The sequence below is a fragment of the Curtobacterium sp. YR515 genome (assembly GCF_900113095.1).
GTDB lineage: Bacteria > Actinomycetota > Actinomycetes > Actinomycetales > Microbacteriaceae > Curtobacterium.
Map to the genome: position 1 here is coordinate 140,803 of NZ_FOOD01000004.1, position 20,322 is coordinate 161,124.

Consider the following 20,322-nt stretch of genomic DNA (forward strand, 5'->3'; position numbering starts at 1 on the left):
CCGTGCGACGACTACATCGACGGATGTCGGTCGACGACGCAGTGCGCGACGACGTGCAGCACGCCGTCGCGGACGGAGTCCTGGTACGGGCCGATCCGCTGCAGGGCGCTCCACGCGGTCGGGCCGAGTCGACGCCGGGGGACACCGCGCGACTCGAAGACGACCGGGACGTCCATCGTCTCGTCGGTGACGGGGTGCCCGTCCGAGCCGACGGGGCCGAGCGTCACGGAGACGACCGGTGATCCGGCCTGGGTCTGCTTGCCGTCGCCGACCATCTGCCAGAGCGTCTGCAGCAGGCCGTCGCGCTGCGCGGGGGAGAGGTGGCCCGCGAGCGACTGCGGATCCGCGACGCTGACCGAGCGGCCGAGGTTGTCGGACTCCGTGATCGCGTGGTACAGCCAGGTCTCGCGGCGGCCCTCGATGAGGTGCAGGCGCAGCTCGGTGGCGAGCGAGGCGGCGACCGAGGCGGACGCGTCCGAGAGCGGGAGGGGGTCGCTGCCGTTGGCGACGGCGTCGAGGAGCTTCTCGGCGGCGAGGTCGAGCCGGGCGAGTTCGTCGGAGGCGAGCATGCCCACGGCGAACTGCGGTGCCTGCACGTTGCTCTGCACGAGGACCCGGTCGAGTTCACGCTGCACGAGCTGGCGGAACCGGTGCACCACGAAGAGCGCGATCGACGGCGGGACGGTCACGAGCGCCACGGTGGACACGATCGCGGGCAGGGTGTCGCTCGTGATCGGCGTCGAGGCGACCGCCATCCCGACGAACGCGAGGCCGAGGACGGCGATGGCGGCGGCGACCTCGCGGGCCGGGCGCAGGGTCGCGACGGGCAGGAGCGCGAACCCGGCGGCGACGGACGCGGACGCCGAGTGGGCGATGTCGTGCTCGGGCCAGATGCCGATGAAGTCGAGCGTCACGACGCAGCCGAGGACGACGCAGATCAACGCGAAGGCGAGCCCGGTCAGTCGTTCGCCGTAGGTGAGCAGGCTGAGCCCGACCCCGACGGCGGCGACGAGGTAGAGCGCCCAGGCCGCTGCGGGCAGCCACGGGTCGGTGAACTCCGTCCAGCGGATGAGGAAGAAGACGATCCCCGCGACGGCTTCGATGCCGGTGAGGACCGCGGCGCCGAGTCCGAGGTAGCCGGCGCCGAGCGAGGCGCCGGGCTTGGCGGCCTGCCGCAGCGAGCGCGCGCCGGTCGATGTGGAGGGGAGGCCGCGCGCCTGCCGACGTTCGCTGCCCCGGTACCGCTCCCGCGCCTCCCGTCGGGTCCGCGGAGCGGGCTGCACGGTCTCGCCGGGGAGGCCGCGGCTGATGGTGTCCTCGGGGACGCGGCTCATCTGGGTGCCTCCAGGACGACGGTCGTGCCGGATCCCGGCGCGGAGAAGAGCTTCGCGTCGCCGCCGACCTCGCGGAGGCGGTTCACCACGCTCTCCTTGAAGCCGAGCCGTTCGGCACTGACGTGGGTGAGGTCGAAGCCGACGCCGGAGTCGGTGACCATCGCGCGGACCATCTCGTTGTCGTGCACGATCGTGACGTGCGCCTCGCCGACGCCGGCGTGCCGACGGACGTTCTCGAGGCACTCGCCGAGCGCGAGCAGGAAGGCGTCGAGCACGTTCGACGGCAGCAGGACCTGCCCGGTGCCGTGCCAGCTCACCTCGAGGCCCATGCGGCCGAAGCGCTGCTTGACCGACTCGAGGGTCTGGCCGAGCGGGGACTCTTCCTCGCGGGTGAGCGAGTAGTCGCCGGACTGCTGCGGCTGCGGCGTCGCACCGAGACGGAGGTGGCGGAGGAGTCGGGCGTCCTCGGCGGCCTGCTCACGCATCGCCTGCTCGGAGACGCCCACGCCGGAGTGCGCGAGGAGGGTCAGCGTGGCGAGCACGGTGTCGTGCAGGAGCCGGGCACCCTGTCGTCGCTGCGCCTCGGTCTCGCTCGCCTGGCGTTCGGCGCGGTGCGCGGTGCCGATGCTGTAGATCCGGCGGGCGACGCGGGGGATGCTCCGGGAGATCCAGATCGTCACGACGGCGATGAGCACCCACCCGAGCAGCGCGCCGGTGACCGGGGCGGCGAGGACGCTGCCGCTCGCCCAGACGATCGCGACGACGACGGCCGCCCCGGCGACGATGGTCAGCCCGAGTCCCACGGGCTTCCCGCGCTGGGACATGAGCGGTGCCGAGATGCTGCCGGCGGCGAGGGGCACCACCGCGGAGGCGATGATCGGACGCGCTGTCTCGTCGACGCCGAGCAGCAGGAGTGCGAGCGCGCCGAGGCCCGAGGCGAGGATGAGCGCCGTCCACCACACCGAGCCGTTCCACCCGAAGACCAGGAAGCCGGCGATCATGATCGCGATGCAGGCGAGCCCGCCGAGCAGCGGGACGACCGGGACCGCGAGGGCGCAGATCACCGCGACGACCGACACCAGGGCGCAGACGATGCCGACGACACGGGTCGTCGACCGGAGCAAGCGGTCGCGTTCCTGTGCGATGAAGTCCATCGGTGTCCTGGTCGTGGCGGTGTGGCTGAGGGAAAACCGAGCCTGGTTCAGGCTGGGCACCACGCCATCATTCCACGCGCGACACCCGTTGGGGGGTGTTCGGCGCGCCAGCCCGTGTCGGATGGTGCCGCGATCGTCATTGCAAGCGTTATGCGTCCAAGAGCCGCCGGAGGTGCGCCCCCACGGCCTCGTGCTCGATCAGGAACCCGTCGTGCCCGAACTCGCTCTCGATCACGGCCGCGCGGTCACCGTCGAGGGTGTCCGGCACGCCGGCCGCGATGCGGTGCTGGTCCTCGATCGGGAACAACCGATCGCTCGACACCCCGACCACGAGCGTGCGGGCCGTGACCTGCGCCAGCGCCGCCGCGATCCCGCCCCGACCGGCTCCGACGTCGTGCGAGTCCATCGCGTGGGTGAGCGTCACGTAGGAGCTCGCGTCGAACCGACGGGTGAACTTGTTGCCGTGGAAGTCGAGGTAGCTCTCGACCGAGAAGCGGCCGTCGTCGCCGAGCGGAGAGACGTCGCTCTGCCACGAGCGGGCGAAGCGGCCGTTCAGCTCGTCGGACGCCCGGTAGGTCATCAACGCCATCCGCCGAGCCAGCGCCAGCCCGCGGTGGGGGCCCTCGCCGGCGTCGGCCTCGTAGTAGTCGCCGCCCGCGAACGCCGGGTCCATCTGGATGGCAGCGCGCTGCAGCGAGTTCGCGGCGATCTGGTCGGCGGTGGTCTGCGCCGTGCTCGCCAGCACCGCGAGCCGGGACACCCGTGCAGGGTGGGTGACGGCGAACTCGAGCGCGTGCATGCCGCCCATCGACCCGCCGACGACGGCCGCGAAGACGTCGATGCCGAGCCGGTCGGCCAGCTGCGCCTGCACCGCCACCTGGTCGCGCACGGTGACGAACGGGAAGCGGGATCCCCACTCGAGGCCGTCCGGCGACACCGACGACGGCCCGGTCGTGCCCTGGCAGCCGCCGAGCATGTTCGGTGCGACGACGAACCACCGGTCGGTGTCGATCGCCCGGCCGGGGCCGACGACGTCGCCCCACCAGCCCGCGGTTCGGTGTCCGGGCCCGGGTGCTCCGGCGACGTGCGAGTCGCCGGTCAGCGCGTGGAACACCAGGACCGCGTTGTCGCGGTCGGCGTTGAGCGTGCCCCAGGTCTCGTACGCCACGCGCACGGCGGGGATGCGTCCACCCCGCACCCACTGCTCACCGAGGGACGCGAAGTGCCGGGAGCCGGGGTGGTCGCCCGGGCGCCAGGCGCCGGTCACCGGGGGCTTGCCGAGCGTGCCGAGTTCGGTTCCGGGCACGAGGGTGGACGGCACGGAGTCCTCGGGGGTCGTCTGCCAGTCCATCGGGTCCAGTCTGCCGGGAGGCGCGGCGCGGGCCGCCAGTGTTACGTCACGTCCGGCGCGTCGCGGGTCCACTGCGGCGGGTCGCGGGCGGTCGCGGGTGCGTGCGTGCGTGCGGGTGCGGCGGCGTGCGTGCGGGTGCGGCTGCGTGCGCGCGCATGTTCCGACATCGCACTCGTCGTTCGACGCGTGGATCGTCGCACCATGCACACGCACCGGATGTGTGCGCAACGAACGACGTCCCACGAGTCGATCGACTCGTGGGACGTCGCATGGTGCACACGCATCGAGCGCGAGGGTCCGCGACAGCCCCCGCGCCCCCCGCGACAGTCCCCCCGCCCGGGGCCGCTACGCGCGCTGGCCCTCCTGCGCGACCGCACGGGCGGCGGCGAGCCCGGCCTCGAGATCGGCCTTGAGGTCCTCGACGTTCTCGATCCCCACCGACAGCCGCACCAGCCCCGGCGTCACACCGGTCGTGAGCTGCTGCTCGGGCGTCAGCTGCGAGTGCGTGGTCGACGCCGGGTGGATGACGAGGGAGCGCACGTCGCCGATGTTCGCGAGGTGCGAGAACAGCTGCAGGTTGTCGACGAACGCCTTGCCGGCGGGCACGCCACCCTTGAGCTCGAACGACAGCACGGCCCCGACGCCCTTCGGTGCGTAGCGGTTCGCCGCGGCGTACCAGGGGGAGGTCGGCAGCCCGGCGTAGGCGACGGTCGCGACGTCCGGGTGCCGGTCGAGCCACTCGGCGATCTCCTGCGCGTTCGACACGTGCCGCTCGATGCGGAGCGACAGCGTCTCGATGCCCTGCAGCAGCGCGAACGCGGTGTCCGCCGAGTTCGACGCACCGAGGTCGCGGAGCAGCTGCACCCGGGCCTTGACGATGTAGGCGAGCTCGTTGCCGACGGCCTCGGCGAAGACCGCGCCGTGGTACGAGGGGTCTGGCGTGTTGAACTCGGGGAACTTGTCCGGGTGCTGCGACCACGCGAACTTCCCGGAGTCGACGATGATCCCGCCGATGACGGTGCCGTGCCCGCCGAGGAACTTCGTCGCCGAGTGCACGACGATGTCGGCACCGTGTTCGAACGGACGGATGAGGTACGGCGTCGCGATCGTGTTGTCGACGATGAGCGGCACGCCGGACTCGTGGGCGACCTCGCTGACACCGGTGATGTCGAGCACGTTGATCCTCGGGTTGCCGATCGTCTCGGCGAAGAACAGCTTCGTGTTCGGTCGGACCGCGCGGCGCCACTCGTCGAGGTCGTCCTGGTCCTCGACGAACGTGGTCTCGATGCCGAGCTTCGCGAGCGTGTACTTGAACAGGTTGTACGTGCCGCCGTAGATCGACGACGAGGACACGATGTGGTCTCCGGCGCCCGCGATGTTGAGCACCGCGTAGGTCTCCGCCGCCTGGCCGCTCGACACCAGGAGCGCCCCGGAGCCGCCCTCGAGCGCCGCGATCCGCTGCTCCACGACGTCGTTCGTCGGGTTCATGATGCGCGAGTAGATGTTGCCCGGCTTGGCCAGGGCGAAGAGGTCACGGGCCTCGTCGGAGTTCGCGAAGACGTACGAGGTCGTCTTGTAGATCGGTGTCGCGCGGGCCCCCGTGGTCGGGTCGGGCTGTGCGCCGGCGTGGATCTGCGTGGTCTCGAACCGCCACTGGGCGGCGTCGTTCTGGGTCATCTCGTGCTCCTGTCCGGTGGCGGTCGTCGGGTCGTCGGGTCGCCCAGCGCTCGGCCCAGGAGGCGCGGCGCGGCTGTGCGTCGCCCGTCACGGTACGCAGATGGTCGCGCCGGCACCAGCGCGCCCGCCTCGGGACGTAACGACCGAGGCGGGGCGAGCCGCGCCTCCTGGCACGCGCCGCACTGTGCGAGGTTCCGCGCGCCGTGGGACGCTCGTTCCCTCGCACCGTGGGCGGAGGCTCGCACAGTACGGACGCGCGGGCGCAGTCTCACTCTTCGCGGCGGAAGAGCCAGCGCACGTTCGGTTCGAGGAGCCAGCGCATCCCCCGGCGGACGAACGGCTGGGCGAGGAACAGACTCACCGCGCAGGCGATCGCCACCATGAGCAGCACGTACGGCCACGCCGAGTGCTGCCCGGCGAGCACCCCGGACTCGCGGATCGGGTAGAGCACGAACGTGTGCAGCAGGTACACGTACATCGTCGCCGCGCCGAACTGCGTGATCCAGACGTTCCGACGGGGCACGAGCAGCAGGAACGACGCGGTGAGGAGGGTCGCCAGCAGCATCAGCCCTAAGCGGACCGCACCGGCCCACCAGGCGTCCTCGCCGAGGCCCGAGTACGAGTCGTCGTAGAAGAACCAGTGGTGCAGGTCGAACTGCTTGAACTGCGGGATCCAGATCGCACACGCCACCGCCCACGCCACGAACACGGCACCGGCCGCGATTCGCACCCGGACCACGACCCGCCGCGGAGCCTCGTACCAGCGGTCGAAGACGCCCCACTGCTTCACCTGCCAGCCGAGCAGGAAGAACGGCAGGAGGCTGATCGCCCGCGACAGCGAGAGCGTGGAGTCGACGTTGTCGAAGTAGCCGACGCCGATGCTGAACACGACGGCCCAGAACAGCGGCCACCGGAGCTGCGCGAGGTACGGGAGGATCAGCTTGAAGATCCCGAGTGCGAGCAGGAACCAGAGGGTCCAGGTCGGCTGCGTCGGGTTGAACTTCTTCCCGCCCTCGACCAGGGCCTGCACGACGGTCCAGATCGTCTGCATGATGATGTACGGCACGACGATGTCCGTGATCGTCCGGCGCATGCGCTTCGCGGTCGGGGTGTCGGCGGAGGAGAAGTACCCGCTGATGACACCGAACGCCGGCATGTGGAACGCGTAGATGAAGGTGTACAGCGCGAGGGCGTGCTCGCTCGCCGCCGTCTGGCGCTGGATCGCATGGCCGATCACCACGAGCGTGACCGCCAGGAACCGCGCCGTGTCCCACATCGGGATACGGCGCTTCGCACGTCCGGGCTCGAGCTGCGAGGCGGGCGCCGAGGGCGCGGGAGGGGCGGCGTCCGTCGTCATCGCCCGTCACGTTACCCGATCGTGACCTTGCCGGATCGGTACGGTTGTCGGGACATCCCACACGTCCCCGACGTCCCACCCCGTCCCTGGAGGAAGCACATGGCATCTCGTCGCGCAGTCGTCACCGGAGCGAGCTCGGGCATCGGAGCGGCGACCGTCCGACTGTTCCGCGCGCACGGGTGGGACGTGCTCGCCGTCGCCCGCCGTGCCTCGAAGCTGGAGGCGCTCGCCGGGTCGACCGGAGCCGACGTCCTCGTGGCGGACATCACGAGCGCCTCCGACGTCGAGGCGCTGGCCGCCCGTGTCGACGAACTCGGGGGAGCGGACGTGCTCGTGAACAACGCCGGCGGCGCCTTCGGGTCCGCGTCGGTCGAGGAGTCGGACGTCGAGGACTGGCGCGCCATGTTCGAGGTGAACGTGATCGGCACGAAGCGGGTCGTCGCGGCGTTGCTCCCGCACCTCCGGCAGCGTGCGGCGGCTGCCGGGAACGCCGACATCGTCACGGTGACGAGCACGGCCGGGCACGTCGCGTACGAGAACGGCGGCGGGTACAACGCCGCGAAGTTCGCCGAGCACGCCCTCGTGGCCGCACTCCGGCTCGAGCTGAACGGCGAGCCGATCCGGGTCGTCGAGATCGCGCCGGGCCTCGTGAAGACCGACGAGTTCGCCCTGACCCGGTTCCGTGGCGACGCGGAGAAGGCCGCGGCGGTCTACGACGACGTGCCGGAGCCCCTCGTGGCCGAGGACGTCGCCGAGGCGATCGTGCACGCGGTCGAGCTGCCGGCGCACGTGAACCTCGACCTCGTGACGATCCGCCCGGTGGCGCAGTCGGCCCAGCACAAGCTCGCGCGGGGGAAGCTGACCCCGCGGGTGTGATCCCCGCGGGTGCCGCGCACCCGGCCCGCACCCGGCCCGCACCCGTCCCGCACCCGTCCCGCACGCGCCCGGGCCGCACGTGCGGGTCGCGGGCGCGGGGTCCGTGCCGGTACCGTTGTCGGATGCCGATCAGCAGCGAATCCGGGTCACCCGCCCAGGCTCCCTCGACCGTGACCGTGACGAGCGGGCCCGAGGTGCTCGGATGGCTCGAGTTCGGTGACGCAGCACGCCTGCTCGCCAAGGACGTCCTGTCCTCCGGCTTCGAACCTGAGGTCGTCGTCGCCGTGGCCCGCGGTGGGCTCATCATCGCTGGTGCGGTCGCCTACGCCCTCGGCACCAAGGAGTGCGGCTCGATCAACGTCGAGTTCTACACCGACGTCGAGCAGCGCCTCGAGGAGCCGGTCATCCTGTCGCCGGCGCTCGACGCCCCGAGCCTCGCCGGCAAGCGCGTCCTCGTCGTCGACGACGTGTCGGACTCCGGCCGGACCCTGCGCCTGGTGGTCGACATCATCCGGAACGCCGGCGCCGACGTCCGCAGCGCCTGCCTCTACTCCAAGCCCGGCACCGTGCTCGAGCCGGACCACGTCTGGCGTCGCGTCGACGGGTGGATCACCTTCCCGTGGAGCGCCCTCGCGCCGGTGACGGCCGAGTCGTGAGCATCCACCTCGTCGGCGGCGGACCCTTCGCCGCCTCGGACGCCGCCGCGCCCTTCGTCGCCGAGGCCACGGTCCGCTCCGCAGCCGTCGGCCGCACGGTCCCGCGCATCGCCCTGCTCTCCGTCGCCGGCGGGTCCGGTGCGAGCCCGTCCAGCACGGCCGACATCGCCGAGGTGCTGGCCGGTCCGCGCACGGCCGAGGTCCTCGTCACCGAGATCGCTGCCGGCCAGGTGTTCGACACCACGGTCCTGAGCGACGTCGACGCCCTCGTGGTCGGCGGCGGGGCCACGCCGGACTACCTCGACGCCGTCGCCCCCCTCGTCGACCAGATCCGCCTGCTCGTCTCCGACGGCCTGCCCTACCTCGGCTACTCGGCCGGCGCGATGATCGCCGCCGATCGTGCCCTCGTCGGCGGCTGGCGCATCGGCGGCGTCGAGATCTGCCCCGAGGAAGCCTCCGAGGGCCTCGACGAGGTCGAACTCCGCGAGGGGCTCGGCCTGGTGGACCTGACGATCGACGTGCACGCCGTCCAGGCCGGCACGCTCGCCCGGCTCATCGCGAGCGCCGAGGCCGAGTTCGTGACCGCGGGCCTGGCGATCGACGAGGACACCACGCTGGTCGTGGGCGAGGGCGCGCTCGAGGTCCGCGGCACCGGCAGCGTCTGGCGCGTCGTCGCCGGCGAGGACTCGGTCGCCGTCGCCACGATGGGCGCCTAGCCCCGTGCAGGCCCGACCGCTCGCCGACCTCGTCGACCCCGGCTGGGCCGAGGCACTCGCCCCGGTCGAGGACGACGTCCACCGGATGGGCGACTGGCTCCGTGCCGAGACCGGTGCCGGTCGGCAGTACCTCCCGGCCGGGGAGTACGTCCTCCGCGCCTTCGCCGAGGCGTTCGACGACGTCCGGGTCCTCGTCGTCGGACAGGACCCGTACCCGACGCCCGGGCACCCGATCGGCCTGTCGTTCGCGGTCGACCCGCACGTGCGACCCGTCCCGCGCAGTCTGGCGAACATCTACCGCGAGCTCGAGGCTGACCTCGGCGTGACGCCGCCGGCGCACGGGGACCTGCGGGTGTGGTCGGCCCAGGGTGTCCTGCTGCTCAACCGCGTCCTGACCGTCGAGGCCGGAGCCGCCGGCAGCCACCGCGGGAAGGGCTGGGAGGCCGTCACCGACCAGGCCGTCCGTGCCCTCGTCGCCCGCGGGAAGCCCCTCGTCGCCGTGCTCTGGGGTGCGCAGGCAGCGTCGGTCCGGCCGCTCCTCGGGGACACCCCGGTCGTCGCGTCCGCCCACCCGAGCCCGCTCAGCGCCTCGCGCGGGTTCTTCGGCAGCCGCCCCTTCTCGCAGGTGAACGAGCTGCTCGTCGCGCAGGGCGCCGAACCGGTCGACTGGACCCTGCCCGCGGCATAGGCTCGGACCCGTGCTCGAGGAGGAATACCAGCGACGGCGGGTCCTGCCGCGACACCTGCGCGCCCCGGTCCCCGCCGAAGCCGCGTTCACCTACACGATCCGGGCTGCCGAGCCCAGCGACCTCCCCGACGTCCGCGAGATCCACACGCACTACGTGCGGAACTCCTCGGTGACCTTCGACCCGTCGGCGTTCACGTTCGCCGCGTGGAAGCGTCGGTACGACGAGATCCGGCGTCGGGGTCTGCCGTTCCTGGTCGCCGAGAACCCCTCGGGGCAGGTGCTCGGCTACGCGCTCGTCGACCCGTGGAACCCCCGCGACCGTTCGAACCGCGTCGTCGAGGACTCGATCTACCTCGGTGCCGCGTCCGGCGGGAAGGGGCTCGGGCGGGCCCTGATGGAGGCGCTGATCGATGAGTGCCGTTCGGCCGGCGTCCGCGAGGTCGTCGCCGTCATCGCCGACCGCCAGGCCGAGGCGTCGATCCGGCTCCACGAGCGGCTCGGCTTCGAGGAGGTCGGCCGCATGGGGAAGGTCGGCTACAAGTACGACCGGTGGCTCGGCACGGTGACGATGCGGCTGCGCCTGCGCGGTCCGCGCCTCTTCGCGCGCGGGTAGCGCGCGCGGCGCGGCGCGGCGCGGCGCGACCGGCCGCTTCCGGGGTGCGCGCGCGGCGTGTTGCGCGACCTCGGCGGAGAGCGTGCGGCGTGTCTTGCGACCCGGCCACGGTCGGACTGGAGGCGCGGGTCGGCCCCGCACCGCGCCTCCCGTCCGTCCGTCGGTCGCGTCCCGGGCACGCGAGGTCGCGCGATCGGCCGCTCCCGTCGCGCGCTTGCGGCGTGTCGTGCGCCCTCGGCGACCCGCACGCGGCGTGTCTCGCGCCCTCGGCGACCCCGGCGGCCCTCGCCGCGCCCTCGGGTCAGGACCTCGGCGCCTCCGCGATGAACTCGTCCCGCGTCACCCGCACCAGCTCGCGCGCCGCAGCCGACGCGGCCCCGCCGTCGCCCGCGACGAGCGCCAGCCCGACGGCCTCGTGCCGTGCCGCCGCATCGCGGGTCCAGCGTGTGATGGTGTCCCGCGACTCCGAGGTGCGGGTCCGCAGCAGCGCCTCGACGGTCCCGGCGAAGTGTGCGAAGACGGCGTTGCCGGAACCGGTCAGGAGCGCTCGGTGGAAGCGGACGTCGGCCTCGAGGTAGGCGCGGCTGTCCTCCCGACCGCAGGCGTCGATCATGTCGGTCGCGGCGGCGAGGACCGCTGCGGCGCCCGGTGTCCCCGCGGTGAGCGATGCGGCGACGGGCTCGACTCCGAGGCGCAGCTCGAGCAGTTCCCGCTGCTGGGCGAAGTACCAGGGCGAGGCGCCGCGCCACCGGATCACGGTCGGCGCGAGCAGCTCCCACGACACGATGTCGAGCACCAGCGTGCCGACGCGCTGGCGGGGTTCGACGAGCCCGAGCGACTGCAGGACGCGCAGCGCCTCGCGGACGACCGACCTCGACACGCCGAACTCCGCCGCGACGGCCTCGGGCCGCACGACGGTGCCCGGGGCGAGCACGCCGTCGACGATCCGCTGCCCGAGCGTCTCGAGCACCTGGGCGTGCAGTCCGCGGCCGGTCGCCATCGTTCCTCCGTGCAGTACGCGGCACGCACGGCGCGTGACACGGTGTCCATCGAATCGGCAGACTGCCCCGGAGGGCGGATGCCGCGCGGTGGATCGTCGTATAGTCTGATTAATCAGATTATTGACGGTCGACGCGCAGCACGCCAGACCGTCCTCGACACGAAGGCGACGGAGCCGCGCGGCAGCGGCTCCAGGAAGGGGCACCGATGCCTCACGCTCTCCCGGCCGATCCGGCCACGGTCCACGCGGCCGCGTCCCACGCGGTCACCGTCCTGGCGGCGGAACCAGCCGGTACCGAAGCCGTCGACCCGTCGGGGCCGGTCGCGCAGCTGATCATCGCGGCGATCATCGGCATCGTCGTGATCATCGCCCTCATCACCTGGCTGAAGGTGCACCCGTTCATCGCGCTCACGATCGGAGCGCTCGGCGTCGGGATCGGCGCGGGCCTCGCTCCGGACAAGGCGGTGACGAGCTTCGGCAACGGCTTCGGTGCGACGATGACGAGCGTCGGCATCCTCGTCGGCCTCGGCTCGATGTTCGGCAAGATGCTCGTCGACTCCGGTGCGGCCGACCGTGTGGTCGACACCCTCGTGCGGAGGTCGTCGAAGGCGGCGCTGCCGTGGACGATGGCCCTGATCGGCGCACTCATCGGCCTGCCGATGTTCTTCGAGGTCGGCCTCGTGCTGCTCATCCCGATCATCGTCCTGGTGGCGAAGCGCAGCTCCGTCCCGATCATGAAGATCGCCGTGCCCGCCCTGGTCGGCCTCTCCACGATGCACGCGTTCGTGCCGCCGCACCCGGGCCCGCTCGTCGCCATCTCGACGGTCGGTGCGAACCTCGGCACGACGCTCGCCTTCGGCATCGTGCTCGCGATCCCCGTCATCGTCCTCGCCGGTCCGGTCTTCGCCCGCTTCGCGGCGCGCTGGGTCGACATCCCCGCGCCCGACATGTTCGGGTCGCGCGGTTCCGACGCGGGTCCCGTCGGCGACGACCCGGCACACGCGGGTCGGGAGGCGCGGCGCGTCCCCGCCACGCAGGACACCGCATCCCTGCCCCACGGCAAGAGCGACTTCACCCGCGTCATCAGCGAACCGCGCAGCCCGTCCTTCACGGTCGCACTCGTCGGCATCCTGCTGCCCGTCGTCCTGATGCTCGCGCAGGCCATCCGCGAGGCCACCGTCCCGGACGCCTCGGGCTCGTGGGTCAGCCTGCTCGACTTCCTCGGGTCGCCGATGATCGCGATCGGCATCGCCGCGGTCTACGCGATGATCTTCTTCGCCATCGGCGGCGGCATGGACCGTTCCGCCGTGTCGAAGTCCCTCGAGAGCGCCCTGCCGCCGGTCGCGGGCGTCCTGCTGATCGTCGGCGCCGGCGGTGGCTTCAAGCAGGTGCTCATCGACACCGGGATCGGCGGGGTGATCGCCGACGCCGTGAAGGACTCCGGCATCTCGGTACTGCTCGTCGCATGGGTGGTGTCCGCCCTCGTGCGCGTCGCCACCGGGTCGGCCACGGTCGCCACCGTCACGGCCGCGGGCATCATGGCGCCGATCGCGCACGACCTGTCCTCGCCGATGACCTCGCTGCTCGTGCTCGCGATCGGCGCCGGGTCGGTCTTCCTGTCGCACGTGAACGACGCCGGGTTCTGGCTCGTGAAGGGGTACCTCAACACCACGGTGGGGCAGACCTTCAAGACGTGGACGATGCTCGAGTGCCTCATCTCGGTGTTCGGCCTCGCCGGGGTCATGCTCGCGGGGGTGTTCATCCATTGAGTGACGACACCGCACTCGACTCCCGCGTCCTCGTCGTGATGGGGGTTTCCGGATCGGGCAAGTCGACCGTCGCCGCGATGGTCGCCGAGCAGCTCGGGTGGGACTTCGCCGAGGGCGACGCCATGCACCCGCAGGCGAACGTCGACAAGATGCACGCCGGCACCCCGCTGACCGACGAGGACCGCTGGCCCTGGCTCGACGTGATCGCGGCGTGGATCCGGTCGCACCTCGACGGTGGCACCCCCGGCGTGGTGACCTGCTCGGCGCTGAAGCGCTCCTACCGCGACGTCCTGCGGGCACCCGGTGTGGTGTTCGTGCACGTCGCCGGCGACGGGTCCCTCATCGAGGACCGGATGTCGAAGCGCTCCGGGCACTTCATGCCGACCTCGCTCCTGCAGTCCCAGCTCGCCACCCTCGAGCCGCCGGAGGACGACGAGGCCCACATCACCGTCGCGGCGGACCGGACCCCGCAGGAGGAGAGCGCCGAGGTCATCGAGCGGCTGGCGCTCCGCCGCTGACCATCGCGGCCGCGGCGGCGGCGAGCTGACGGTTCGACGTCGCCGCGGTCCCGTCCTCGAGCACGGAGGTGTCCTCGAGGCCGGTGCGGATCGCGTGCCCGCGGGCGAGGGCACGTCGGCTGACCTGCCACGACGCAGCGCCGATGCCGTGGTGGAGCTGGGGGAGCGTGACACCGGCGGCGTCGAGCGTCGACTCCAGCTCGGCGTCGAGCGCGAGCGCGTCGTCGACGTCCTCCACGAGGGGCTCGACGACCACCCGGACGAACCGCTCGTGGCGACCGGCCCGGACGAACCGATCGGCGTCGGAGCCACTGAGCAGGCACGCCTCGATGCCGACGCCGCGCCGCGCGAGCACCTCGCTGACGTCGTCGATGCCCGCTTCGCCCTGGTTGGCCGCGACGAGGTCGGGCAGTTCGGTCCACGACGACACGAGGTCGAGGCGTTCCCGCGGGTCCGGCACGATCGCCGCGAACGTCGTGACGTTGACCGGGATGCCCGGACACGTCGCCCGCACCGCGCGCAGCATCCTGCCGACCGGACCGGCGGCGAGCGACTCGTCCCCGTCGTCGTCGAACGCGTGCAGGTGCAGCAGGGTGGCGCCGGCGGCGACGCAGGCCGCGGCGTCCCGGGCGATCTCGTCGGCGGTCCGGGGCATCGCCGGGTGGGTGGTGTCCCCGTTCAGCGCGAGTTGCAGGTCGACCATGGTCCGAGCCTACGGATCACGCGGGAGGCCGGGCGGGTCAGGCCTCGGTGACGCGGCCGGCCTCGACGCGCCACTGCCGGTCCAGGCGGACGGTCTCGAGCATGCGGCGGTCGTGCGTGACGAGGAGCAGGGTGCCGTCGTACGAGTCGAGGGCCTGTTCGAGCTGCTCGATCGCGGCGAGGTCGAGGTGGTTCGTGGGCTCGTCGAGCACGAGCACGTTCACCCCGCGGGCCTGCAGGAGCGCGAGGCCGGCGCGCGTCCGCTCACCGGGGGAGAGCGCGTTCGCCGGACGGCCGACGTGGTCCGCCTTCAGCCCGAACTTCGCGAGCAGGGTCCGGACGTCGGCCGTCGTGTACTCGGGCACGATCGCCTCGAACGCGTCGGCCAGCGGCTGGTCACCCGTGAAGGCCGCGCGTGCCTGGTCGATCTCGCCGACCGCGACGCTGGACCCGAGCGACGCCGTGCCCGTCGTCGGCGCCTGCTTGCCGAGCAGCGCCCGGAGGAGCGTGGACTTGCCGGCACCGTTCGGACCCGTGATGCCGATGCGGTCACCGCCGTCGACCTGCAGGGAGATCGGCCCGAGCGTGAAGTCGCCCTGGGTGAACGTCGCGTCGGACAGGGTCGCGACGACCGCCGAGGACCGGGGTGCGCTGCCGATCGTGAACTCGAGCTGCCACTCCTTGCGCGGCTCCTCGACCTCGTCCAGCCGGGCGATGCGGGACTCCATCTGCCGGACCTTCTGCGCCTGCTTCTCGCTCGACTCGGAGGCGGCACGACGACGGATCTTGTCGTTGTCGGGACTCTTCCGCATCGCGTTCCGGACGCCCTGGCTCGACCACTCGCGCTGGGTCCGGGCACGGGACACGAGGTCGGCCTTGGTGGACGCGTACTCCTCGTAGGCATCGCGCTTGTGCTGCCGTGCGATCTCGCGCTCCTCGAGGTAGGAGTCGTACCCGCCGCCGAAGAGCCGGTTGGTGGACTGCGCGAGGTCGAGCTCGAGGACGGCGGTCACCGAGCGCGCCAGGAACTCGCGGTCGTGGCTGACGAGCACGGCACCACCGCGGAGGCCCCGGACGAAGGCCTCCAGCCGGTCGAGGCCGTCCAGGTCGAGGTCGTTCGTCGGTTCGTCGAGCAGCACGATGTCGAACCGCGAGAGCAGCAGTGCGGCGAGCCCGACGCGGGCTGCCTGCCCGCCGGACAACGCGGTCATGAGCGACTCCGGCCCGACGCCGTCCTCCTCCGAACCGACGGCCAGGCCGAGGTCGGCGAGCACGACGGGGATGCGGTCGTCGAGGTCGGCCGCGCCTGCCGCGAGCCAGCGGTCGAGCGCCGCCGAGTAGGCGTCCGCCGCGGCGTCACCGGCGTCGGGGTCGCCGAGCGCAGCGGCTGCGGCGTCCATCGTCGCGGTGGCCTCGGCGCACCCGGTCCGCCGGGCGATGTACGCGGCGACGGTCTCACCCGCGAGGCGTTCGTGCTCCTGCGGCAGGAAGCCGACGAACGCGTCCGTCGGTGCGAGCGACACGGTGCCGGCCAGCGGCTCGTCCACCCCGGCGAGGAGTCGGAGCAGGGTGGACTTGCCGGCGCCGTTCACCCCCACGACGCCGATGACGTCCCCCGGAGCGACGGTGAGGTCGAGGGAGTCGAAGAGCGTGCGTGCGGCGTACCCGCCGGAGAGTCCCTTGGCGACGAGCGTGGCGGTCATGCCCCAATCGTCCCATCCCCGCGACGGACCATCGACCGGAGCGGGGACGGGTCAGCGGTGTCGGGTCAGTCGAGCGTGATCGTCCGACCGAACCGACGGGTGACCGGCGGGGCGGCGACGACGGCGGCGAGGGCGTTCGCCGCACCCTCCGGCGTGCCGCGCCAGGCGACGTAGGCGTCGTGGGCCGCAGGCGTCGTCCAGCGCTCGACGACGATCACCCGCGACGGGTCGCTGTCGTCGACGAGGACCTCGAGCGACTCGTTGCCGGCGAACGCGCCGGTCTGGGCGAGGGTCTCCCGGATCGCGCCCTCGACGGTCTCGGTGGGGAGGTCGCTCCGGAGCTGGACCTCGAGCAGGACGGTCATCGACATGGTGCACCTTTCGTCGTCGTTGCCGGATGCAACCGCACCCGGCAGCGGGGTGTTCCGGACTCGCCGTCGACCGGTGCGGCGGGGTGGAACCGATCCGGTCGTCCCGGACACTGCAGGGTATGGACAGCGGGGACTGGGCGATGGCGCTCGAGGGTGACGGCGAGGCGTTCGGGCGGGTGTTCGACCGGCACCGCCACCGGGTGCAGCGACACTGCATGCGGCTCGTGCCGGTCGACACGGACGCGGCCGACTCGGTCGCGATCGTGTTCCTCGAGGCCTGGCGGAACCGGGCTCGGGTCCGCCTGGTCGACGGGTCGCTCCTGCCGTGGCTGCTCGTCACGGCCACCAACGTCGCCCGCAACCAGACCCGCGCGGCCCGGCGGTACCGGGCTGCGCTCGACCGGTTGCCGCCACCCGAACACGTCCCCGACCACGCGGACCGGGACGATGACGGGGACGCCGTCCGGGCGCTCCGGCAGCTCGGGCACCGCGACCAGGAGATCATCACGCTGTCGGTCCTCGAGGGCTACAGCGAGCGGGAGATCGCCGCCGCACTCGGCATCGCGCCGGGAACGGTGAAGTCGCGCCTCTCCCGCGCACGGACCCGGCTCGCCGCGGCACTCACCGCGAGCAGGCCCACGACACAGCCGGCCGTCGAACGGAACGGAGCACGATCATGAGCACCTCCACGAACAGGGACACCGACGACCGCGACCGGGCACTGCGGGCATTGCTCGTCGACACGGTCGAGCACACACCTCGGCGGCGTCGACGGTGGCGGGCGGCGACGATCGCGGGAGCGGTGGTGTGCGTCCTCGGTGGCGCCGCCGCCGGTGGTGCGATCACCGCGGCGGCGAGTCCGGACCCGGCCGCCCTCGAGGCGCAGAGCCAGGCCGCGACGGTCGTCGGCGGGTCGGGCGCGACGTACCTGCGGGTCGTCGGCAGCCCGGTCGGGCGGGTCGGGTCGTCGGACGAGACGATCTCGGTCGGACGCGCTCCCGCCCGTGCCGACACGTTCACCTGGGTCGCCACGTGTCGCACCGGGAGCGGCGAGATCACCGAGCGCGGGTCCGGTGTCGATGACGGTAAAGCGTCGTGCGCCGCCGGGTCGCACGTCACGGGCTCGTACGCGGCGTCGGAGATCGCCGGGCACCGGATCCGGCTCAGCGTGGACGGGGACCTGGGGTGGACGCTGTCGTACGGCTGGCTGCGCACACCCCCGATGCCCGCGGCGAGCGCGGCGCAGGACCAGGCGACCGAGGACGGCGTCGTCACCCGGAGCGAGTACCTCGCGGCCTTCGACCGCCTGCAGGGGTGCATGACCGCACGGGGGGAGTCGCTCGGCCGCATCCCGAGGTCGTCGTTGTTCGTGGCGCCGACGGCCCACGACGCCTCCGTGCTCGACTGGTGCAGCGCATCGGAGTGGTCCGCGGTCGACACGCTCTGGCAGAACGAGCACCCCGCCCCGTCGTCGGACGACGACTCGTGGGGATGGCAGCCGTACGACCCCGCGTCCGATCCGCGCTACGCCGGCTGAGTCAGTCGAGCACGCGGAAGCGGACCGCGTCGCCCGGTCGGAGCTGGGCGGCGCGGTCGACCGACGTAGGGGTGAGGACCGCGACGACGGGGTAGCCGCCCGTGACGGGGTGGTCGGTGAGGAACAGGACGGGGTGGCCCGCCGGCGGGACCTGCAGCGACCCGGTCTCGACGCCCTCGCTCGGCAGCTCGCGGGTCACGACGCGGACGAGTGGCCGGGCAGCGGTGGTCCGCACGCCGACCCGGTCGCTGTCGGGGGTGACGTGGTGGACCTGGCCGGCCAGGACCGCCCGCCACTCCGGGCTGAACCAGTCGTCGCGGGGTCCGGCGGTGACGTCGAGCTCGACCGCCTCGCCCGGTGGTGACCAGCGCGGCGGGGCGACGGCGTCGACGAGCGGCCAGGCACCCGCGGCGTCCCCGATCGGCAGGACGTCCCCGACCGTGACGGGAGGCGGACCGAGGCGCGCGAGGGAGTCCCACGAGCGGCTGCCGAGCACGGGTTGGACGGCGAGGCCTCCGCGGACCGCGAGGTACGTGCGGAGCCCCGCGGTGGCCGTCCCGACCCGGAGCACGTCACCCGGTGCGAGCGTGACGACCTCGAAGCAGGCCCCGCCGCGGACCCGGCCGTCCGCGGCCTCGACCGTCACCGGGCAGGGTGCGCCGGTCAGGGACGCGACCACGTGCGCGTCCGAGCGGAGCGTGACGGAGCCGAGCAGCGCCTCCAGGACCGCCGCGTCGGGACGGTTGCCGACCAGCCGGTTGGCGAGTGCGGCTGCCCCGCGGTCGGCGGCACCCGCGGCGCCGAGGCCCGTGTCGCTGAACCCGGGCCGGCCGAGGTCCTGCGTCGACGTGCCGGGGCCGACCTGCAGGACGGTGAGGGTGCTCATGCGCGGCCGGCGTCGACGAACCGGATCCGGGTGCCGGCCGGCGCGAGCGCGGGCGGGTCGCGGTCGAGCGACCACATCGCCACGTCGGTGCGGCCGATGAGCTGCCAGCCGCCGGGCGACGCGCGCGGGTAGACGGCGCTGAACTCGCCGGCGAGGGCGACGCTGCCGGCGGGCACGGACGTGCGGGCGCTGGTGCGTCGGGGCAGGTCGAGCGACGGGACGGAGCCGGTGAGGTAGCTGAAGCCGGGTGCGAAGCCGCAGAACGCGCTCGTCCAGGTCTGGCCGGTGTGCCAGGCGACGAGCTGGGCGGCTGTGGTGCCGACCAGTGCGGCAACGGTGTCGAGGTCCTCGCCGTCGTAGGTGACGGGGATCGTGGTCACCTCGCCGACGTCGGCTCGGGTGGGCACGACGGGTTCGACGGTCTGGAGGCGCGGTGCGAGTCGCGTGGGATCGGTGCGTTCCGGGTCGAAGCGGACGAGCAGCGTGCGGGCTCCGGACACGAGTTCGGTCACGCCCGGCACGGGTTCGGCCTCGAGTCCGGCGCGGAACGCGGTGACCTCGGCGAGCGTCCCGAAGGTCACGAGCACCGCGCGGGTCCCCGCGCGACGTACGTCGAGGGCGGGGCCAGCGTGCTCGACCGGCGCGCTCACGGTGTGGGGGCGAACGGGGTGGTCGCGACCCCGTGCCGGTCGAGGAGCGCGCGGATCGCCCGGGCCACCGCGACGGCGTCGGGGGAGTCGCCGTGCACGCACACCGAATCCGCCCGGACCGGGACGACCGAGCCGTCCACCGCGGTCACGGTGCCGTCGGTGACCATGCGGAGGACCCGGTCGGCGACCGCTGTCGGGTCGTGCAGGACGGCGCCCGGACGGCTGCGCGGGACGAGGGACCCGTCGGGTTCGTACGCCCGGTCGGCGAAGACCTCGGACACGGCGCGGAGCCCGTGGGCGGTCGCTGCGCGGAGGAGCTCCGAGTCCGGCAGCGCGAGGACCGCGAGCGACGGGTCCACGTCGGCCGTGGCGCGGACGACGACCTCGGCCTGGACCGGGTCGGCGCGGGCGGTGTTGTACAGGGCGCCGTGGGGCTTCACGTACGTCACCGCGGTGCCGGCGACCCGGGCCGTGGCGAGCAGGGCGCCGAGCTGGTGGACGACGTCGGCGTAGAGCGCCTCGGGTGTGACCTCGACCGCGCGACGACCGAACCCGACGAGGTCGCGGTAGGCGACGTGCGCCCCGACCGCGACGCCCCGTTCGGCGGCGAGGCGGCAGGTGTCGAGCATGATCGCGGGGTCGCCGGCGTGGAATCCGCAGGCGACGTTCGCCGACGAGACCACGTCGAGCATCGCCCGGTCGTCGCCCATCGTCCAGGCGCCGAAGCCCTCGCCGAGGTCGCTGTTGAGGTCGATGGTCGTCAC

21 protein-coding genes are annotated in these 20,322 nt (G+C 72.9%); 9 read left to right on the forward strand and 12 right to left on the reverse strand.

Features of this window, described 5'->3' with window-relative positions:
- Positions 1-11: 11 nt before the first annotated feature.
- The 5 genes from BM028_RS12000 to BM028_RS12020 form a co-directional block, all read right to left on the reverse strand.
- Positions 12-1,334 carry a hypothetical protein gene (locus BM028_RS12000; RefSeq protein ID WP_083294960.1) on the reverse strand — a complete coding sequence of 441 codons (1,323 nt, stop codon included), beginning with the start codon at positions 1,332-1,334 and terminating at the stop codon, positions 12-14.
- On the reverse strand, positions 1,331-2,488 hold the full coding sequence (locus BM028_RS12005; protein WP_071296181.1) for a sensor histidine kinase: 1,158 nt from the start codon (positions 2,486-2,488) through the stop codon (positions 1,331-1,333). The genes BM028_RS12000 and BM028_RS12005 overlap by 4 nt, the downstream gene beginning before the upstream one ends.
- A gap of 148 nt (positions 2,489-2,636) precedes the next feature.
- Positions 2,637-3,839, reverse strand: a complete 1,203-nt coding sequence (metX, locus tag BM028_RS12010) for a homoserine O-acetyltransferase MetX (protein ID WP_092386807.1) — start codon at positions 3,837-3,839, stop codon at positions 2,637-2,639.
- Positions 3,840-4,184: 345 nt separating this feature from the next.
- Entirely contained in the window at positions 4,185-5,516 is a 1,332-nt protein-coding gene (locus tag BM028_RS12015) for a bifunctional o-acetylhomoserine/o-acetylserine sulfhydrylase (RefSeq protein ID WP_071302567.1), read from the reverse strand.
- 268 nt (positions 5,517-5,784) lie between these two features.
- Entirely contained in the window at positions 5,785-6,873 is a 1,089-nt protein-coding gene (locus BM028_RS12020) for an acyltransferase family protein (protein ID WP_092386809.1), read from the reverse strand.
- A 99-nt stretch (positions 6,874-6,972) separates the two neighbouring features.
- On the opposite strand from BM028_RS12020, the gene BM028_RS12025 reads away from it, so the two are divergent.
- The 5 genes from BM028_RS12025 (at position 6,973) to BM028_RS12045 (ending at position 10,422) form a co-directional block, all read left to right on the forward strand.
- Complete coding sequence (locus BM028_RS12025; RefSeq protein WP_092386811.1) at positions 6,973-7,749, forward strand: SDR family oxidoreductase; 777 nt, start codon at positions 6,973-6,975, stop codon at positions 7,747-7,749.
- A gap of 122 nt (positions 7,750-7,871) precedes the next feature.
- Complete coding sequence (locus BM028_RS12030; RefSeq protein ID WP_175473674.1) at positions 7,872-8,405, forward strand: phosphoribosyltransferase; 534 nt, start codon at positions 7,872-7,874, stop codon at positions 8,403-8,405.
- A complete protein-coding gene (locus BM028_RS12035) occupies positions 8,402-9,121 on the forward strand; it encodes a Type 1 glutamine amidotransferase-like domain-containing protein (RefSeq protein ID WP_092386816.1) in 720 nt (239 codons plus the stop codon). The genes BM028_RS12030 and BM028_RS12035 overlap by 4 nt, the downstream gene beginning before the upstream one ends.
- 4 nt (positions 9,122-9,125) lie before the next feature.
- On the forward strand, positions 9,126-9,809 hold the full coding sequence (locus BM028_RS12040) for a uracil-DNA glycosylase (RefSeq protein WP_092386818.1): 684 nt from the start codon (positions 9,126-9,128) through the stop codon (positions 9,807-9,809).
- A gap of 10 nt (positions 9,810-9,819) precedes the next feature.
- Positions 9,820-10,422 (forward strand): GNAT family N-acetyltransferase, encoded by a 603-nt coding sequence (locus tag BM028_RS12045; RefSeq protein ID WP_070416352.1) that lies wholly within the window; start codon positions 9,820-9,822, stop codon positions 10,420-10,422.
- 301 nt (positions 10,423-10,723) lie between these two features.
- On the opposite strand, the gene BM028_RS12050 is transcribed toward BM028_RS12045, so the two are convergent.
- On the reverse strand, positions 10,724-11,422 hold the full coding sequence (locus BM028_RS12050; protein WP_092386820.1) for a FadR/GntR family transcriptional regulator: 699 nt from the start codon (positions 11,420-11,422) through the stop codon (positions 10,724-10,726).
- A gap of 206 nt (positions 11,423-11,628) precedes the next feature.
- Between BM028_RS12050 and BM028_RS12055 the strand changes: the two genes are divergently transcribed.
- Both BM028_RS12055 and BM028_RS12060 read left to right on the forward strand, forming a co-directional pair.
- Positions 11,629-13,191, forward strand: coding sequence for a GntP family permease (locus tag BM028_RS12055; RefSeq protein WP_254789556.1), 1,563 nt, complete (start codon positions 11,629-11,631; stop codon positions 13,189-13,191).
- A 38-nt stretch (positions 13,192-13,229) separates the two neighbouring features.
- A complete protein-coding gene (locus tag BM028_RS12060; protein WP_083413889.1) occupies positions 13,230-13,709 on the forward strand; it encodes a gluconokinase in 480 nt (159 codons plus the stop codon).
- Here BM028_RS12060 and BM028_RS12065 read toward each other — a convergent pair.
- The 3 genes from BM028_RS12065 to BM028_RS12075 all read right to left on the reverse strand — a co-directional run bounded on the left by BM028_RS12065 (position 13,681) and on the right by BM028_RS12075 (position 16,485).
- Positions 13,681-14,412, reverse strand: a complete 732-nt coding sequence (locus tag BM028_RS12065) for a 3-keto-5-aminohexanoate cleavage protein (protein WP_092386822.1) — start codon at positions 14,410-14,412, stop codon at positions 13,681-13,683. The two genes, BM028_RS12060 and BM028_RS12065, sit on opposite strands and share 29 nt — an antisense overlap.
- A gap of 37 nt (positions 14,413-14,449) precedes the next feature.
- Positions 14,450-16,114: an ABC-F family ATP-binding cassette domain-containing protein gene (locus BM028_RS12070; protein WP_092386824.1), complete on the reverse strand. Its 1,665-nt coding sequence runs from the start codon at positions 16,112-16,114 to the stop codon at positions 14,450-14,452.
- Between the two features lie 65 nt (positions 16,115-16,179).
- Complete coding sequence (locus tag BM028_RS12075) at positions 16,180-16,485, reverse strand: putative quinol monooxygenase (RefSeq protein ID WP_092386825.1); 306 nt, start codon at positions 16,483-16,485, stop codon at positions 16,180-16,182.
- 119 nt (positions 16,486-16,604) lie between these two features.
- Between BM028_RS12075 and BM028_RS12080 the strand changes: the two genes are divergently transcribed.
- Together BM028_RS12080 and BM028_RS12085 are read left to right on the forward strand one after the other, a co-directional pair.
- Complete coding sequence (locus BM028_RS12080; RefSeq protein WP_071296193.1) at positions 16,605-17,165, forward strand: RNA polymerase sigma factor; 561 nt, start codon at positions 16,605-16,607, stop codon at positions 17,163-17,165.
- The gene (locus BM028_RS12085) at positions 17,162-18,022 is read left to right on the forward strand and encodes a hypothetical protein (RefSeq protein ID WP_092386826.1); all 861 of its coding nucleotides are present in this window, start codon (positions 17,162-17,164) and stop codon (positions 18,020-18,022) included. The genes BM028_RS12080 and BM028_RS12085 overlap by 4 nt, the downstream gene beginning before the upstream one ends.
- Position 18,023: 1 nt before the next feature.
- On the opposite strand, the gene BM028_RS12090 is transcribed toward BM028_RS12085, so the two are convergent.
- From BM028_RS12090 to BM028_RS12100, 3 genes are read right to left on the reverse strand one after another with little or no spacing between them, the layout of a single operon-like run.
- A complete protein-coding gene (locus BM028_RS12090) occupies positions 18,024-18,908 on the reverse strand; it encodes a 5-oxoprolinase subunit C family protein (protein WP_092386827.1) in 885 nt (294 codons plus the stop codon).
- The gene (locus tag BM028_RS12095) at positions 18,905-19,558 is read right to left on the reverse strand and encodes a 5-oxoprolinase subunit B family protein (RefSeq protein ID WP_092386828.1); all 654 of its coding nucleotides are present in this window, start codon (positions 19,556-19,558) and stop codon (positions 18,905-18,907) included. Before BM028_RS12095 ends, BM028_RS12090 begins: the two co-directional genes overlap by 4 nt.
- The gene (locus BM028_RS12100; RefSeq protein ID WP_092386829.1) at positions 19,555-20,322 is read right to left on the reverse strand and encodes a LamB/YcsF family protein; all 768 of its coding nucleotides are present in this window, start codon (positions 20,320-20,322) and stop codon (positions 19,555-19,557) included. The genes BM028_RS12095 and BM028_RS12100 overlap by 4 nt, the downstream gene beginning before the upstream one ends.

What these genes read in the sequence shown, in the direction of transcription:
- BM028_RS12080 (WP_071296193.1), top strand. Translation starts at nt 16,605, where the DNA reads ATGGACAGCGGGGACTGGGCGATGGCGCTCGAGGGTGACGGCGAGGCG.
- metX (WP_092386807.1), bottom strand. Translation starts at nt 3,839, where the DNA reads ATGGACTGGCAGACGACCCCCGAGGACTCCGTGCCGTCCACCCTCGTG.
- BM028_RS12065 (WP_092386822.1), bottom strand. Translation starts at nt 14,412, where the DNA reads ATGGTCGACCTGCAACTCGCGCTGAACGGGGACACCACCCACCCGGCG.
- BM028_RS12085 (WP_092386826.1), top strand. Translation starts at nt 17,162, where the DNA reads ATGAGCACCTCCACGAACAGGGACACCGACGACCGCGACCGGGCACTG.
- BM028_RS12015 (WP_071302567.1), bottom strand. Translation starts at nt 5,516, where the DNA reads ATGACCCAGAACGACGCCGCCCAGTGGCGGTTCGAGACCACGCAGATC.
- BM028_RS12070 (WP_092386824.1), bottom strand. Translation starts at nt 16,114, where the DNA reads ATGACCGCCACGCTCGTCGCCAAGGGACTCTCCGGCGGGTACGCCGCA.
- BM028_RS12090 (WP_092386827.1), bottom strand. Translation starts at nt 18,908, where the DNA reads ATGAGCACCCTCACCGTCCTGCAGGTCGGCCCCGGCACGTCGACGCAG.
- BM028_RS12075 (WP_092386825.1), bottom strand. Translation starts at nt 16,485, where the DNA reads ATGTCGATGACCGTCCTGCTCGAGGTCCAGCTCCGGAGCGACCTCCCC.
- BM028_RS12030 (WP_175473674.1), top strand. Translation starts at nt 7,872, where the DNA reads ATGCCGATCAGCAGCGAATCCGGGTCACCCGCCCAGGCTCCCTCGACC.
- BM028_RS12055 (WP_254789556.1), top strand. Translation starts at nt 11,629, where the DNA reads ATGCCTCACGCTCTCCCGGCCGATCCGGCCACGGTCCACGCGGCCGCG.
- BM028_RS12020 (WP_092386809.1), bottom strand. Translation starts at nt 6,873, where the DNA reads ATGACGACGGACGCCGCCCCTCCCGCGCCCTCGGCGCCCGCCTCGCAG.
- BM028_RS12000 (WP_083294960.1), bottom strand. Translation starts at nt 1,334, where the DNA reads ATGAGCCGCGTCCCCGAGGACACCATCAGCCGCGGCCTCCCCGGCGAG.
- BM028_RS12060 (WP_083413889.1), top strand. Translation starts at nt 13,230, where the DNA reads ATGGGGGTTTCCGGATCGGGCAAGTCGACCGTCGCCGCGATGGTCGCC.
- BM028_RS12050 (WP_092386820.1), bottom strand. Translation starts at nt 11,422, where the DNA reads ATGGCGACCGGCCGCGGACTGCACGCCCAGGTGCTCGAGACGCTCGGG.
- BM028_RS12025 (WP_092386811.1), top strand. Translation starts at nt 6,973, where the DNA reads ATGGCATCTCGTCGCGCAGTCGTCACCGGAGCGAGCTCGGGCATCGGA.
- BM028_RS12005 (WP_071296181.1), bottom strand. Translation starts at nt 2,488, where the DNA reads ATGGACTTCATCGCACAGGAACGCGACCGCTTGCTCCGGTCGACGACC.